14 protein-coding genes are annotated in these 15,248 nt (G+C 41.2%); 4 read left to right on the forward strand and 10 right to left on the reverse strand.

Features of this window, described 5'->3' with window-relative positions; all coding sequences use genetic code 11:
- Positions 1 to 75: 75 nt before the first annotated feature.
- Complete coding sequence (locus GD002_RS01950; RefSeq protein ID WP_153730653.1) at positions 76 to 3,147, reverse strand: DNA polymerase III subunit alpha; 3,072 nt, start codon at positions 3,145 to 3,147, stop codon at positions 76 to 78.
- 19 nt (positions 3,148 to 3,166) lie between these two features.
- Positions 3,167 to 4,108: a DHH family phosphoesterase gene (locus GD002_RS01955; protein WP_153730654.1), complete on the reverse strand. Its 942-nt coding sequence runs from the start codon at positions 4,106 to 4,108 to the stop codon at positions 3,167 to 3,169.
- Positions 4,109 to 4,232: 124 nt separating this feature from the next.
- On the opposite strand from GD002_RS01955, the gene GD002_RS01960 reads away from it, so the two are divergent.
- Complete coding sequence (locus tag GD002_RS01960; RefSeq protein WP_153730655.1) at positions 4,233 to 4,553, forward strand: YtpI family protein; 321 nt, start codon at positions 4,233 to 4,235, stop codon at positions 4,551 to 4,553.
- Between the two features lie 50 nt (positions 4,554 to 4,603).
- Here the strand turns inward: GD002_RS01960 and GD002_RS01965 are convergent, their stop codons facing one another.
- Both GD002_RS01965 and GD002_RS01970 read right to left on the reverse strand, forming a co-directional pair.
- Positions 4,604 to 5,911: a DRTGG domain-containing protein gene (locus tag GD002_RS01965; protein WP_153730656.1), complete on the reverse strand. Its 1,308-nt coding sequence runs from the start codon at positions 5,909 to 5,911 to the stop codon at positions 4,604 to 4,606.
- Positions 5,912 to 6,039: 128 nt separating this feature from the next.
- Positions 6,040 to 6,717: a metal-dependent hydrolase gene (locus GD002_RS01970; RefSeq protein ID WP_153730657.1), complete on the reverse strand. Its 678-nt coding sequence runs from the start codon at positions 6,715 to 6,717 to the stop codon at positions 6,040 to 6,042.
- Between the two features lie 105 nt (positions 6,718 to 6,822).
- Between GD002_RS01970 and GD002_RS01975 the strand changes: the two genes are divergently transcribed.
- Positions 6,823 to 7,917: a M24 family metallopeptidase gene (locus GD002_RS01975; protein ID WP_153730658.1), complete on the forward strand. Its 1,095-nt coding sequence runs from the start codon at positions 6,823 to 6,825 to the stop codon at positions 7,915 to 7,917.
- Positions 7,918 to 7,968: 51 nt separating this feature from the next.
- On the opposite strand, the gene ald is transcribed toward GD002_RS01975, so the two are convergent.
- Complete coding sequence (ald, locus tag GD002_RS01980) at positions 7,969 to 9,090, reverse strand: alanine dehydrogenase (RefSeq protein WP_153730659.1); 1,122 nt, start codon at positions 9,088 to 9,090, stop codon at positions 7,969 to 7,971.
- A 237-nt stretch (positions 9,091 to 9,327) separates the two neighbouring features.
- On the opposite strand from ald, the gene GD002_RS01985 reads away from it, so the two are divergent.
- Positions 9,328 to 9,780: a universal stress protein gene (locus GD002_RS01985; protein WP_153730660.1), complete on the forward strand. Its 453-nt coding sequence runs from the start codon at positions 9,328 to 9,330 to the stop codon at positions 9,778 to 9,780.
- A gap of 36 nt (positions 9,781 to 9,816) precedes the next feature.
- Here the strand turns inward: GD002_RS01985 and GD002_RS01990 are convergent, their stop codons facing one another.
- The 5 genes from GD002_RS01990 to sppA form a co-directional block, all read right to left on the reverse strand.
- Entirely contained in the window at positions 9,817 to 11,034 is a 1,218-nt protein-coding gene (locus GD002_RS01990) for an acetate kinase (protein WP_153730661.1), read from the reverse strand.
- A 152-nt stretch (positions 11,035 to 11,186) separates the two neighbouring features.
- On the reverse strand, positions 11,187 to 12,104 hold the full coding sequence (locus GD002_RS01995; RefSeq protein ID WP_153730662.1) for a class I SAM-dependent methyltransferase: 918 nt from the start codon (positions 12,102 to 12,104) through the stop codon (positions 11,187 to 11,189).
- Between the two features lie 50 nt (positions 12,105 to 12,154).
- On the reverse strand, positions 12,155 to 12,658 hold the full coding sequence (gene tpx / locus GD002_RS02000) for a thiol peroxidase (protein ID WP_153730663.1): 504 nt from the start codon (positions 12,656 to 12,658) through the stop codon (positions 12,155 to 12,157).
- Between the two features lie 27 nt (positions 12,659 to 12,685).
- Positions 12,686 to 13,234 carry an RDD family protein gene (locus GD002_RS02005; RefSeq protein ID WP_228548256.1) on the reverse strand — a complete coding sequence of 183 codons (549 nt, stop codon included), beginning with the start codon at positions 13,232 to 13,234 and terminating at the stop codon, positions 12,686 to 12,688.
- A gap of 17 nt (positions 13,235 to 13,251) precedes the next feature.
- Complete coding sequence (gene sppA, locus GD002_RS02010) at positions 13,252 to 14,256, reverse strand: signal peptide peptidase SppA (protein WP_153730665.1); 1,005 nt, start codon at positions 14,254 to 14,256, stop codon at positions 13,252 to 13,254.
- A gap of 106 nt (positions 14,257 to 14,362) precedes the next feature.
- Between sppA and GD002_RS02015 the strand changes: the two genes are divergently transcribed.
- The gene (locus GD002_RS02015) at positions 14,363 to 15,163 is read left to right on the forward strand and encodes an NAD kinase (RefSeq protein ID WP_153730666.1); all 801 of its coding nucleotides are present in this window, start codon (positions 14,363 to 14,365) and stop codon (positions 15,161 to 15,163) included.
- The last annotated feature ends 85 nt before the right edge of the window (positions 15,164 to 15,248 follow it).

Raw genomic sequence — 15,248 nt, forward strand, 5'->3', positions numbered from 1 at the left:
GCTTCGCATTAGATTAGTATGTAGCCAGCAATGACGCGCCATAGAGCATTGCTAGCTTTTGTGAATCTACTAATTTTACTCTCCATCTTGAAAGGACAATGGAGCTAGTTGGTCAATGATTAACTGAAATGATTGATTTCGATAATCGATCGTTCCTGTAACATAAACAAGTTGATTTTCCTTCAGATCGACACTGATTTGTGTATATAGTTTTGGAAAAACTGTACATGAAACCTCTTCTGTCTCATCTTGGAGTGTGAAAAAAGCCATTGATTCTCCTTTTTTCGTTCGAATACGCTTTATCGATAAAATGATGCCCATACACTTGGTTTTAGTACCTGGCCGAATGTAAGATAAAGATGAAATCGGTTGAATCAGTTCGGAAGACTTACGTTTCAGTTGTTCAACAGGATGTTCAGATAAATAAAATCCTAGCGTATTCTGCTCAAAACTAAGCATAGTCATCTGATCCATCGCGCCTCCAGGATTATATTTGGGTTGAGAATTAAATTGGAATTGTTCACTCAATACATCATCGCCTATATACAGCGCATGTGACTGAGCGGCATCGACAGAAGCTAAAAGAACGGCACGTGTTTCACCAAACTCATCAAGAGCGCCTGCTTTGATAAGTGGTATTAAAGATTTATCTGTAAAATGTTCAGCTCCCAATGCGATCGCCATATCGAACATGGAGGACCAGTTACTGTTCTCACGCACCGCAGCCAATTGCTGATAGAATGCAAAGGTTACTCCTTTGATCGCACCCAAGCCTAAACGAATGGCGTTTCCTTCCACAGTGTGCGAATAGCGGCTTTTTTTTACAGAAGGTGGGTATATCTCTATGCCTTTTGCTTTGATCTCTCGAATTAGCTCCATTATCTTTTCCTTACTGCCGGTGAGTGAGGATAGGTAGGCTGCATAAAAATACGTCGGTTCATTCGCTTTGAAAAATGCTAAACGATAAGAAATTAATGTGTAGGCTACTGCGTGACTCTTCGGAAAACCATAATCCGCAAATTTGACGATTAAGTTATAGACGTTATTCGCCTTAGCATAGTCAAATCCTTTTTTTGTTGCACCCATTATAAAATGCTTTCGTTCTTCTTCCAACACTTGCTGATTTTTCTTACTAATGGCTCGTCGTAACAAATCCGCCTCCGCCATTGTAAAGCCTGCGATTTCCACAGCAATTTTCATAATTTGTTCCTGATAAATAATAATCCCATACGTTTCTGATAAAATCGGCTGCAATTCAGGAATCTCATAAGTCGTTGGCTCTTGACCGCTTTTACGTCTGCTATAAAGCGGTATAAACTCCATCGGGCCTGGTCGATACAAAGCATTAGCAGAATATAGATCTGTAAAATTATCTGGTTGAATTGTTTGCAAAGCTCGTCGCATGCCAGGTGATTCGAATTGGAAAACCCCTGTGGTATCCCCATTCTTGAACAACTTATACGTATATTGATCATCAAGTGGTATGTCCTCAAAATTGATAAATTGATTTTTGTTGTACTGGATCATGGATCGAATCCTGTCGAGTAATGTTAAATTTCTCAGTCCCAAGAAATCCATTTTCAACAATCCCGCTTCTTCGACATCTTTCATGGCCCACTGTGTCAAATAGACTTCCTCCGTCCCTAACTGCAAAGGGACAAAGTTGACGAGTGGATCAGCAGCCAATACAACACCTGCTGCGTGTGTGGAAGCATTTCTCGGTAAGTCCTCTAACCGTTCTGCGGCTAGCTGCCAAAGCGCTCTGCGTGGATCCACTGAAATCCAATCACGTAGTTTTTTAGATTGTGTCACCGATTCTTTAAATGAATGGTCTCTACTTAATTCATTTGCCATGAAGCGTACTTCTTCAGCTGTAAAGTCTAGCACTCTCGCCACATTTCGAGCGACCGCTTTCGTTGATAAGGTTCCAAATGTGATAATTTGTGCAGCATATTGCTTACCGTATGTATCGGCAACATAATTTACAACTTCCGTCCGTCGGTTATCTGCAAAATCTATATCTATATCCGGCATTGTTACCCGTTCGGGATTTAAAAACCGTTCAAACAAAAGTCCATAGTGAATCGGATCTACCTCCGTGATGCCAAGCGCAAAAGCGACCAGTGATCCTGCAGAAGACCCTCGTCCCGGACCGACAAGAATTTGCTCTTTTTTCGCATAACTTACATAATCTTCAACAATTAAGAAATAATCGGTGAAGCCCATTTGGTCAATAATAGTTAATTCATAGCGCAACCGCTCCTCATATACAACAGGAAGTTGCTGAAATCGTTGCTGAAGACCACTTCGACATTTCTCAGCAAGTAAGGAAATTGGTGTCTGCCCTTCTGATACTGGGAACGAAGGAAGTTGAAAGGCTTCTTTAGTGAAACTCACTTGACAACTACCAAGCATCTCTTCTGTTGCTTGTAACCACTCAGGGTGATCTTGGAACCAATCGAAAAGTTCATTCTCTTCCGGCAAATAAGCTTGACGAAAACGATTGGGTGGTTTTTGTGGATCGTTCAATTTGTAGCCTTTTCTTATAGCAGTGGCTACTTCATATGCAGGGAAATCTTCGCGATGAAGAAAGCGGGTTTCATGACAAGCAGCAATTGGCAATTGGCATTCCTCACTCAGTCGAATGATCTGCTCTTCCTCCGTGTGTCGAGCGCCACCTGGACGACCAATTCCAATAAATGTTGATTGTTCTATTTGTCCTTCTGCTAACTGTTGCAACACCTCCGCATTCCGATGATTGGCCCAAGACGAATCAGTCAGTGCGCAAATAATCCAGCAATCTTCACGATACGCATTCAACCAAGACAGCGGTAGATTTTCCTCTTCACGTGTCGCCATTGCACTGCTCATTTTCATTAGATTAGCAAATCCAGTTTGGTTCTGCGCATACACATAGAGAAGAAGCTCTTTCTCCTGAATAGACACCGTGACCGAAAGACCGATCACGGGACGTATACCGTATTTCTCCAACATTTTACTAAAAGAACGCACACCGTATAATTTACTATTCACGATCGCAGCTGAACAAGCCCCCCTTTTTTGTAAAAGAGGAGCTAGTTCATCTAGTTTTACGATTCCTCGCAATAAATCTGCGCCTGTTACGATTTGCGGATACGTAAGTACCATTTTAATCCCTCAGCTCTGCTTAATAGTTTCTGCAAAGTTCTTGTAGCTTCGTGATTACTTCATCTGCTTCATCCCAAGAATAGACGGAAGCTCCTGATGCAAGCGGGTGGCCACCTCCATTATATTGCATGGCCAATGTGTTAATGACAGGACCTTTCGAGCGCAAACGCACACGGATTTGATCCTCTTCTTCGATGAAGATAATCCATGCACAAATTCCTTTCACATTCCCAAGTGAACCCACTAACTGTGATGTTTCAGAAACCGTAACGTCAAATTGTTCCAGAATCTCACGAGTTAATTTAATATACGCTGCCCCGTGCTCATCAATCATAAAGTTTTGATAAATATATCCTTGGAGATGAAGGATTTTACGATCTACTTCATACATTCCAGCGAATAACAGCGTTCGGTCAAAGGGTTGTTTGATTAATGAACTTGCGATTTCAAATGTCTTTTCGGTCGTGCTTTGGAACATAAAACGGCCAGTATCACCTACAATTCCAGCAAACAACATGCGTGCCGCCTCAGGGGACATTTCCCAACCACAAGAGGCTTGCCCCTCTTCAAAGATTGTATAGATCATTTCCGAGCAAGAACTTGCTTCTGTATTCACCCATCGTTTATCGCCGTAAGGATCTTCGTTCGGGTGATGATCAATCTTTAATAAAAATGCACCCTTATCATAGAAGGAACCATCGATTCGATCTGTATTGGCCGTATCGGTTACAATAACGAGTGCGCCTTCGTAATCTTCTTCTGTCACGATATCTGGCTCTGCCAAATAGGTAAGCAGGTTGTCATGTGTTCCAGCTGCTAACACTAGCTTATCTGGATAATTTTTCAGGATTAATTCCTTCAAACCCATTTGTGATCCGTATGCATCTGGATCGGGACGAACGTGTCGATGAATAATAATTTTTTTATATTCTTCAATTGTGTCAATGATTTGTCGTTTCATGTGGATTCCCCCAAGTTCTGGTTCTAGTAGTCGCAATTCCTGTTAAAAGCCGCTACAATATATAGTGACCTAAGGGGTAGAAACCTTGGTCCATAGATTATTTTCATGTAATGGAGGCTTTATGATGGAAACGGTCAATTTTCTTTTCGTATTTGGTATCGTCGCTTCCGGCGTTTTTTATTTCGTTTTTAAGACACGTCAATTCCGTACTAGTCATATGTTTCCGATCCGTAAAAAGATGTATGCAAGTATGGCAGGAACCGCCCTTGGCGCACTACTGATCTTTTTCGGCATCAATCAATTGTTGTTGTTTGAAGGCGTTTTAACATATGTTGTAGCTGGTATTTTCATATTATTTGGCGGATATGTTACCTTGTTCAACTTTAAAGCAATGAAACACTATAAACAGTTCGTGGAAGAAGAACGTACCTTGAATGAAAACTGATGTCTACTGGCATCAGTTTTTTGTAGTATCTCTTCTAAAATCCGTCAATCTTATTTCTCGAAAAGCTGGAACATGCCCATTGCTTTTGCCACAATACCGCCATTTGAAAATAGTTCGATTTCTAATTTGATGAAGCGGCGGCTCAAGTGCAAAATTTTCGGCTCGACAGTCACAGTGGCCCCTAGTTGGACTTGTTTAATGAAGTATATTGTTACATTTTCAGGAACACTCTCTCCGCGTTTTTGAACTTTTATGGCCCGGCTGCCGGCTTCCGTTAAGATCGTGAGCATGGCTCCATAAGAAAGTGAGCCGAATTGGTTGGTCATTTGCGGCACAACGGAAAACTCTATTTTTTCAGGCGCATTTGGGATAGCTTTCATTTGATTTTTCACGATATCATCAATCGTTTCTCCTTGTTGAGGCTGACGCTGGGTCATCTGCAATGCTTTCAAGACGTCTTGTCGGCTAATGATACCTTCCAAAATGCCTGCTTCTGAAACTACAGGCATTAAATCAATGCCTTCCCAAATCATACTATGACCAGCTGAAGCTACACTCATTTTCCCATTGACCGTAATTGGACTAGGTGTCATCACTCTTTCTATGATATCCAAATCCGGCTTGCTGACCACATCGCGGGATGTGATGATACCAACTAATTTTCCATTTGACTCCACTACGGGATATGCCGAGTGAGCCGTTCGGTGATTAACTTCAAAAAACTGATCCACCGAATCTTCAGGGGATAGTGTCACCGTCTGGGCAAGCGGGGTGAGGATATCTTCCACCAACAAGATTTCTTTTTCGATTAACTGATCATAGATAGCCCGATTGAGCATGGTGGCTACTGTAAATGTATCGTAACTAGTGGAGATTACAGGCAAATTCATTTCATCCGCTAGGTGCTTCACCTCGTCGGACGCATCAAAGCCTCCTGTAACTAGAACTGCAGCACCAGCTTTAATTGCAATTTCATGAGCTTTTAATCGATTCCCGACAATCAATAAACTACCTGCATCAATGTATCGGATCATATCCTCAAGTTGCATGGCTCCAATGACAAACTTTGTTAACGTTTTATGTAATCCATCGCGTCCGCCTAGGACAACGCCATCCACAATATTGATGACTTCCGCAAATGTAAGGCGTTCAATATTTTCTTTTTTCTTTTTCTCAATTCGAATTGTGCCGACACGTTCAATCGTGTTGACCAACTTCTGATTCTCAGCCTCTTTTATCGCTCGATATGCAGTACCATCACTGACTTCGAGTGCTTTAGCTACTTGGCGGACAGAGATCTTCTCCCCAACAGCCAAACTTTCAATATAACGCAAAATTTGCTCGTGTTTAGTTGACATGGCTTCACCTTTTTCTTCGACCTGTTCTAAATGAATATGCTTTTGCTAATCATACCATAATTCACCCAAAAAAACGGTCTAAGACCACAACAATGCGTCTTGACCGCAACTTCTTTATAATTATCTTTTCAAATCTCGATCGAATCGCCTGCTACCATGATCTTCACCTCATGGGATGTCACAAGTGATTTAAACTCCTCTGGATCTTGTTCGATTGGTGGGAACGTATTGTAGTGAATAGGAACTGTCAGTTTCGGTTTCAAGATTTCCACTGCCTTCGACGCGTCATGGGGTCCCATCGTAAAGTTATCTCCAATCGGTAGGAACGCGACGTCAATCGGATCTTCCGCATATAATTTCATATCACTAAACAACGCAGTATCTCCTGCATGATAGATTCTCTTCCCTTCAATTGTTAGCAATAGACCTGCTGGCATGCCTGTATAAACGATTTCATTATCTTCCGTTGTATACGATGAACTGTGAAACGCCTGCGTATATTTTACTGTTCCAAAGTCAAATTCTTTTGAACCACCAATATTCATGCCATGCGTCTGCAATCCTTGCCAGCCTAGATACACTGCTAATTCATTGGGAGCTACAACTAGAGTTCCCTCTCTTCTTGCAATTTCCATCGTATCCCCTACATGATCATTGTGACCATGTGTTAGTAAAATGACATCAGGTTTTTCATCAGATGCCTTTAGATCTGTTAACTTGTTATCCGTAATAAATGGATCAATTAAAATAGTCTTGCCGTTCGTTTCAATCTTTACGATTGAATGTCCGTGGTAAGAAATTTCCACAAATATCACTCTCCTTATGATTATGACTCTATACTCTATTCCTTCTGTAAAACAGCGTAAAACCCTCTTTTTTGATATACTAACAAAAACAAAGGAGGCTACATAATGTCTAATATTAAAAAAGTACAAGATTTCCTGGTCACCCACGCAATCGATGCGGCCCTTATTACAAACCCAGACAACATATACTATCTAACAAACTTCCGAAGCGATCCGCATGAGCGTTTATTGGGAGTGGTAGTTTTTAAAGAGGAAGAACCATTTATTATTTGTCCTGCTATGGAAGTTGCAGACGTTAAAGCGGTTGGTTGGTCGCATGAAGCAATTGGTTATAAGGATACCGATAACGCTTTCGAATTCTTAGAGCGTGCGATCATGAAGCGCCTTCCTGAGTTGACGTTGCTCGCTATTGAAAAAGAGCATCTAACAGTTGATCGCTTTGAGATCTTGCAAGAACGTTTTCCAGCCTTACAATTTGCAAAACTGGATAGAGAACTTGCTAATAATCGTCTCATCAAGGATGAGACCGAGTTGGACTGTTTACGGAAAGCCGCTGAACTGGCTGACTATGCAATTGAAGTCGGGTGTAATGAAATAGTAGAAGGAAAAACAGAGCTGGAAATCGTACAAGCTATCGAACAAGCGGTCAAGCGCAAAGGTGCAGAGAAAATGTCATTTGATACAATTCTTGTTTCCGGCAAAAAAACAGCTTCACCACATGGCATACCAGGGCATCGAGCGATAGAAAAAGGGGATTTCATCCTATTTGATCTGGGTGTCGTTTATAAAGGGTATTGCTCAGATATTACACGTACAGTTGCACTAGGTGAGCCAACAGATGAGATGCGCAAAATTTATGAAACGGTCAAAAAAGCACAGCAAGCAGCAATTGACGTTGTTCGCCCTGGCACGCTCGCAAAAGAAGTTGATCTAGCTGCTCGAACGGTGATCGAAGAAGCAGGCTACGGCGAACTCTTTCCACATCGAATTGGACATGGACTCGGTATTTCTGTGCACGAATATCCTTCCCTGACTGATCAGAACGAAATGCCTCTTGAAGAAGGAATGGTATTTACAATTGAGCCAGGCATTTACTATCCAAACATAACAGGCGTACGAATTGAAGATGATATCGTTGTAACAAAGGATGGCGCTGAAGTGTTGACGAAATTCCCGAAAGATTTGAGAATAATTCAATGAATTAAAGCTACCAAAAAAGCAGTCCGCTGAAATCGCGGACTGCTTTTCCCATTATATGCTCTGCAATACATCTTCCACTCGAGAATGCTCAAGTCCTTGAGCTTCTGCCACCGCTTGATAGGTTACGTTACCAGCTAATGTATTCACACCTTTTTGAAGTGCAGCATTATCTAAGCAAGCCTGTTTAACACCTTTATTTGCGATTTGGAGTGCATACGGTACAGTCACATTCGTCAACGCAACTGTAGACGTTTGTGGAACAGCTCCCGGCATATTCGCTACTGCATAATGAACGATGTCGTGTTTAACATAGATTGGATCATCATGAGTGGTTACTCGATCCGACGTTTCGAAAATTCCTCCTTGGTCAATCGCGATATCAATTAAAACAGAACCTGGTTTCATAGATTTAACCATTTCTTCCGATACCAAAGTCGGAGCTTTTGCGCCCGGAATGAGCACACAACCAATAACCAAATCTGCATCTTTCACTGCATTTGCAATATTGAATGGATTTGAGACGAGTGTTTGAATATCTTTCCCAAACAAGTCATCTAACTGGCGTAGTCTTTCGACTGACAAGTCTAGTACTGTCACGTGCGCGCCAATCCCAATTGCTACCCGAGCCGCATTAGTTCCTGCTTGTCCACCTCCGATAATTGCTATTTTACCGCGTGATACGCCTGGAACTCCAGATAACAGAATACCTTTCCCACCCTTTGTTTTTTCCAAGTATTGAGCACCGATTTGAGTAGCCATGCGGCCTGCCACTTCACTCATTGGCGCCAACAAAGGCAGCGTTCCGTTTGGTAACTGAACCGTTTCGTACGCAACAGCTGTTACTTTATTTTCAAGCAGTGCTTGGGTAAGCTCCACTTCAGGGGCCAAATGTAAATAAGTGAATAAAATTAATCCTTCACGAAAATATTGAAATTCTGAAGGAGCTGGTTCTTTTACCTTTAATACCATATCAACGTCCCATGCTTCGGCAGCAGAAGCTACAATTACAGCGCCTGCTTCTTTATATTCTTCGTCCTGAAAACTAGAACCAATTCCAGCACCCGTCTCAATCAATACTTCATGTCCAGCAGTTTTTAAAGTCAATACGCCGGCAGGGGCTATTGCCACTCGGTTTTCATTGTTTTTTACTTCTCTTGGAACACCTATACGCATGCAAAATCCTCCTAAATTGAAAGTTACGTTAATCGTCGGGTTCTTCTTGCCGATTAATGTCAATTTCATCTTATCAGAAAATAAAAGTTTTTGCTCTATTTTTTCTAAAACTACACGACACTTTTCAGTTTACCCTGTATAGCGAAAAAATTTCGACAAAAAAAGAAGGATACTAGTATGATATGCAGAATAAGTATAGATGTGGAAACAATTTAACTTTAAGGATGGAGTGGTAATATGGCACTTAAGTACAAAGACATCATCGTAGCCGTAGACGGTTCAGATGAGGCAAAATGGGCATTTAAAAAGGCAATCGCTATCGCAGACCGTAACGAGGCAACTCTTCACTTGATCAATATCATCGATACGCGTTCCTATGCGGCAGTCGAAGCATATGATCGTTCAATTGCAGAAAGAGCTCAAAAATATGCAGAAGATCTATTAACTGAGTATCAAACAGAAGCTGCACAAGTAGGATTGACTAACGTACAAATTCATGTAGAATACGGATCTCCTAAAACTTTAATTCCTCGTGACATTGCTAAAAAGTTAAACGCAGATCTTATCATTTGTGGAGCAACTGGTTTAAACCGTGTAGAACGCTTCCTCATCGGTAGCGTCTCGGAGAATATCGTTCGCTCTGCGAAATGTGATGTACTAGTAGTACGCACACCAGAAAGCGTAGAATAATAAAAAACTCGTTCTCCTAGGAGAACGAGTTTTTTATTATTCTACTGGCTGTAAGGATTCTACTGAAATATTAGCGATCCGTACTGTATCTCGTGCCAACATGATTTCTTCATTCGTTGGAATAATCAAGACTTTGACAGGTGAATGCGGAAAGCTGATGTAGGCTTCTTGACCTCTGACATTATTCAAGCTCGGATCAAAATAGACCCCCATGAATTCGAGTCCTCTCATCACCTTTTCACGCACGATCGCACTATTTTCTCCTATTCCCGCTGTAAAGATAATCGCATCGACTCCACCCATACCAGCAGCATATTGTCCAATATGCTGGTGAATTCGGTCAGTGAACACGTCCAATGCTAATTGAGCACGTTCATTTCCTTGTTCAGCAGCTTCCGTGATATCGCGCAAATCGCTAGAGAACCCACTGAGTCCAAGCAATCCCGACTTTTTATTCAGCACATTTACCACTTCTTCAGCAGACTGATCTGTACGTTCCATCATATATGGAATAAGTGCTGGATCAATATTTCCAGAACGCGTACCCATAATAACCCCTGCTAAAGGAGTAAAGCCCATAGACGTATCCACTGACTTACCACCTTTGACAGCGGCAATACTTGCACCATTTCCTAAGTGACAGGAGATTAAGCGTGTGTCTTCTAATGGACGATTCAATATCTTCGCAGCACGCTCGGTCACATATTTATGGCTAGTACCATGGAAACCATATTTCCGGATGCCGTAGTTTTCATAATATTCATAAGGAAGCGCATATAAAAATGCCTTTTCTGGCATCGTCTGATGAAAAGCTGTATCAAAAATTGCTACTGCAGGTGTATTAGGTAACGCTTTCTTAAAAGCTTTGATTCCTACAATATTTGCAGGATTATGCAATGGCGCAAACCCTGAAATTTCTTCCAGTTTTTCAATGACTTCATCATTGATCATCACCGAATCACTAAATAGTTCTCCCCCATGAACTACTCGATGACCGAGTCCGTCGATCTCATCATAGGATGAAACGACTCCTTCACTTAACAAATGTTCTAGTAACATACTTACGGCCGTGGAATGATCCGCAATATCTACTACTTTTTCAATTTTCTTTTCGTTTGTAGACATTGAGAAAATCGAATTTTGCAACCCAATCCTTTCGAATAACCCTTTGGTAATTTCTTCTTCCGTCGTCATCTCAATTAATTGAAATTTCAACGAAGAACTTCCTGCATTGACTGATAATATCTTCGGCAATTACATCCACCCCTAGCAATCTATTACGTTATTGAACGTTGCAGTTATTATAATACCTAACTATTTGAAACGCAATTGAAAAAATGAAATTCGTGCTATTTTTCTGTAAATAATTTCTTTAAATGAAAAGCAAAGGGAAAGCGACTGCTCAGTCACTCTCCCCGTTTCTCCATCCAGACATTAATTTTCCCAAAAAAGTTTTGCATCGCCAACTGATCTCCTAACTCCGGGATCTTTGCCAGTAATACTTCCGGCATGACGAATGGGTCTGTAGTCGGTTGCTGTAAAAGTAATATACTTTTAGCAAATCGCTGATCCGCGAATAAAGAACTTGGAAGTTCAAACAATCCTCTTAACAGCTGATGGTTTTTCACATAATTCAAGATAGGTTCTGCACCGTCTGCAGTGAGTAATTTCGAAGGTACTACAAACAAGCCATAACCACCTGGCTTTACATATCTCATCGACTGTTCAATATATAGGTAATGTGAAAATGCATGTCCTTCTGATGGCATGAGCTCATAATCTAATGCCACCTCATCATCAGGATAGTAGCCCACTGGTAAATCACTCACAACAACGTCCACTAAATCAATAGGCAACGGCCGAAGTGCATCCTGCAAATAAAATGAAACTGGAAGCTGCAATAAATTAGCTGTAGCTGCCGCAATTTGAATGAGGACGTCATCAATTTCTACCGCACTTGCAGACGCAGAGCCTTTAAATTGATTAAGCACAGTAAATAGTAAATTTCCGGTCCCGGCTGCTGGGTCCAAAAATGTAGAGGGTTGTTTATGATCTATCAATTTATTGACCAAATATGCGATCAAATAACCGATTGAATCCGGAGTCATCTGATGATGAGCCTGTGCAGATTGTTTCATTCCTTTTAATAAAGCCAACTGAACACCTTTACGGATTTCTTCTGGTTGTACAGGACTCTCCAATTCAACAACAGAAGGTTTGTCGAGCCACTGCTCACTTGCTTCCAACACCGCATCCAAATATAGGCCATCTGTTGATTGGGCATAATTATCGTAGTATGCAAATACTTTTTCCATATTGTTCATTCGTAAGTCCTCCAAGAAGAAACCCACCTCTAACCGGGTGGGTTTAATGTTTAATTCAATTCTTTTACCGCTTTAATAGCTGCATCATAGTCTGGATGATCCGTAGCTTCACTGACATATTCCACATAGGACACCTTATCATCACGGTCGATCACGAAAATAGAACGAGTCAACAATCGAAGTTCCTTAATCGCAGTTCCATAGGCTTTTCCAAATGAAAGATCTCGGTGATCGGAGTACAGATTTAAATTCTCCACTCCTTCAGCTTCTTTCCACCTAGCTTGCGCAAATGGTAGGTCTACTGAAATCGTCAATACTTCCACGTCATCACCAAGAGAAGTAGCTTCATCATTGAAACGTTTGGTCTGTATTGAACATACACCTGTATCCACTGAAGGAACAACACTTATTAAGCGAATCTTCCCTTTTGTATCTTCTAAAGTAACAGGTTTTAGATCATTTGAGAGAACCGTGAAATCTGGAGCAGGAGCCCCTACCTTCACTTCTGTGCCTTCTAGATGTATTGGATTGTTTTTAAATGTGACATTTACCATACAGATCACTCCTTTTAGCCAAGTGTACTAGACTGTAGGGTCTTCTTGCAACTGATGTTGTTCGGTAGAATTCTGTTTCTGTACTATCTTTTTCTCATATACACGTTCATGAATCACAGTAGTGTCAGCGAACAGATCATGTAACGCGGACTTTTGTGGTGTGAACAAGACGAGCAAATAAGGAATCCACAACATCTGCGATATAAAACGGCCAATTCCTTCTCTGAACAAAACGGTACTCCAATCCAGTTTCTGTCCATTCAGTTTCACGACGCGAATGCCCAAAATCATCTTTCCTACAGTTTGGCCCGCCCATTTTGTCATCAAGATAAAGTAGAGCAGCAACAATAACAATGCCGCCACTTTATACGGACTGAATAAAAAGGCAAATGGCTTACTGATCGCGACATCCAGCAGTCTGAAAATCGGTTTGACAAAGATGCCACTTATGGAAGTAACGAGTAGTAGGTCAATTAAAAACGCCCACAGTCTGACCCAGAAGCCCGCATACTTCGGTTGAAAAACTGATTTTTCCATAGGTATATGCGGCTGAGAGTTCAGCAATTCATTCGTCATCATCGATCTCCTCCTTTTTATTCACCATATAAATACATCATTCGAGGTGCTTGATTTTCTGTTAGGAGTTTTTTCATGATTTGTGACTCTACATCCCCACCAAACATATCATGCGCTTTCATAGAAAAGAGTGCAGATAAATTGTCTGCTGCACCATATTCAAAGACAGACGCTTTTTCTAAGTGGTAGTCTTCTTTCATTGCGGCAACAACTGCTGGCAATTTGCCATAATCATCTGCTAGCCCTGCTTCAATTGCTTGTCGACCATTCATCACTCGGCCATCTGCGACTTTACGGACGTCACTCTCCGACATCCCTCGTCCTGCTGCGATAATCTCAACAAAACGTTTATATGAATCATCAATCATTTCCTGAAGCATTTGTCGTTCCTCCGGCTTCATCTCTCTTGTGCTACTCATCATGTCTTTGTATGGACCTGATTTGATCGTTGGGAATTCAACACCGTACTTTTCAGCTAGTTTACCATAGTTAATTGACTGCATAATAACACCAATGGATCCAGTCAATGTTTCCGGATGAACAAAAATCTTTTCTGCAGGTGCAGATATATAATAGCCACCTGAAGCAGCCATACCACCCATGGCCACATAGATTGGAATCTCTTTTGTCTCTTGAATCTCAACTAGCGCATCATAAATATCAGACGATTCCAATACACCGCCTCCAGGAGAGTTAACAGAGAGGACAATCCCTTTCAGCGTTGAGTCATTTTGCAGTTCATTTAGCTGCGCCATGAATTGCTGATGGTTATATTCGGCTCCACTGAATAAGGAAGCTGCACCCGTATCCTGGATCACGCCATCTACCGTCAATATGGCAATTCGTTCATTTAGACTCCCGTCTTCAACCACTGTTTCTTGCAGTTCTTGATCCATAGCGGTGATTTCATTGAGAAGATTATTCCAATCTCTTGTGAAAAACCACGACATGGTGTTGATCCCAATCGACACAAATACCAATGTCGCTGCTACAGCGACTGCAATCCATCTTTTTGCTGTCATTCGTAAAACTCCTCCTTTGTCTACGTCTTACTGTACGTTACGAATCGTCCAAATGTTTCATTCATGCTACACTTAATCTATTAACTAGTAAAGGGGACGATTTCCATTGGATCGTAAGCATAAGATATTTCTTTTTAGCCGGCTTGACGAAGATACCATCCATAAGAAAGCGTATGTTGAAAACCAACTAAAAAAGAAAGGGTTCTCACTGACTGATGATTATAGCCAGGCTGGCATTATTATTAGTATTGGCAGCGATGGTACGTTTCTCCAGGCTGTACGGAAAACTGATTTCCGCCAAGACTGTTTATACCTTGGTCTTTCACTAAAGGGAGCACATGGTGTATACTGCGATTTCAAATACGATGAGCTAGATGTATTAGTACAGACATTAAAACATCCCAATCTAGAGGAGCGTCGTTACCCATTACTGGAAGTGACGATTAATAATCATAAACCATTCTATTGTTTAAATGAGTTCAGCATTCGTTCAACCATTATTCGGACTTTTGTGATAGACATTTCGATTGATAAATTATTGTTCGAAACTTTTTTAGGCGACGGATTGATTATTTCTACACCGACAGGCAGTACGGCTTACAATAAATCCGTGCGAGGCGCCGTTATTGATCCATTACTTCCATGCTTCCAAGTATCCGAGCTCGCATCAGTCAATAATAATCGCTACCGTACACTCGGAACTTCATTTATTTTAAGCGGTGATAGAAAATTAACGTTGGATATCCAGCAAGAGGGCAATGAGTTCCCTTCTACAGCTGCTGACAATGAAGCTCTTGGCATCAAACAGGTAGAAAAAGTAGAAGCCGTACTTAGCGAAAAAGTCATTCGAACCGCAAAGCTTTCGGATAATTCATTTTTCGAAAAAGTGCAACGTACATTTTTCTGAATTAAAATTCGCGGAAACTTTTAATGAAGGTCAATTGAAAAGGCTGTTAAAATGTCGAATCAAAACGACTTTTTAACAGCCCTTT

Source organism: Sporosarcina obsidiansis, from assembly GCF_009651005.1.
GTDB lineage: Bacteria > Bacillota > Bacilli > Bacillales_A > Planococcaceae > Sporosarcina > Sporosarcina obsidiansis.

What these genes read in the sequence shown, in the direction of transcription:
- GD002_RS01950 (WP_153730653.1), bottom strand. Translation starts at nt 3,147, where the DNA reads ATGGTACTTACGTATCCGCAAATCGTAACAGGCGCAGATTTATTGCGA.
- GD002_RS01955 (WP_153730654.1), bottom strand. Translation starts at nt 4,108, where the DNA reads ATGAAACGACAAATCATTGACACAATTGAAGAATATAAAAAAATTATT.
- GD002_RS01960 (WP_153730655.1), top strand. Translation starts at nt 4,233, where the DNA reads ATGGAAACGGTCAATTTTCTTTTCGTATTTGGTATCGTCGCTTCCGGC.
- GD002_RS01965 (WP_153730656.1), bottom strand. Translation starts at nt 5,911, where the DNA reads ATGTCAACTAAACACGAGCAAATTTTGCGTTATATTGAAAGTTTGGCT.
- GD002_RS01975 (WP_153730658.1), top strand. Translation starts at nt 6,823, where the DNA reads ATGTCTAATATTAAAAAAGTACAAGATTTCCTGGTCACCCACGCAATC.
- ald (WP_153730659.1), bottom strand. Translation starts at nt 9,090, where the DNA reads ATGCGTATAGGTGTTCCAAGAGAAGTAAAAAACAATGAAAACCGAGTG.
- GD002_RS01985 (WP_153730660.1), top strand. Translation starts at nt 9,328, where the DNA reads ATGGCACTTAAGTACAAAGACATCATCGTAGCCGTAGACGGTTCAGAT.
- GD002_RS01995 (WP_153730662.1), bottom strand. Translation starts at nt 12,104, where the DNA reads ATGAACAATATGGAAAAAGTATTTGCATACTACGATAATTATGCCCAA.
- tpx (WP_153730663.1), bottom strand. Translation starts at nt 12,658, where the DNA reads ATGGTAAATGTCACATTTAAAAACAATCCAATACATCTAGAAGGCACA.
- GD002_RS02005 (WP_228548256.1), bottom strand. Translation starts at nt 13,234, where the DNA reads ATGACGAATGAATTGCTGAACTCTCAGCCGCATATACCTATGGAAAAA.
- sppA (WP_153730665.1), bottom strand. Translation starts at nt 14,256, where the DNA reads ATGACAGCAAAAAGATGGATTGCAGTCGCTGTAGCAGCGACATTGGTA.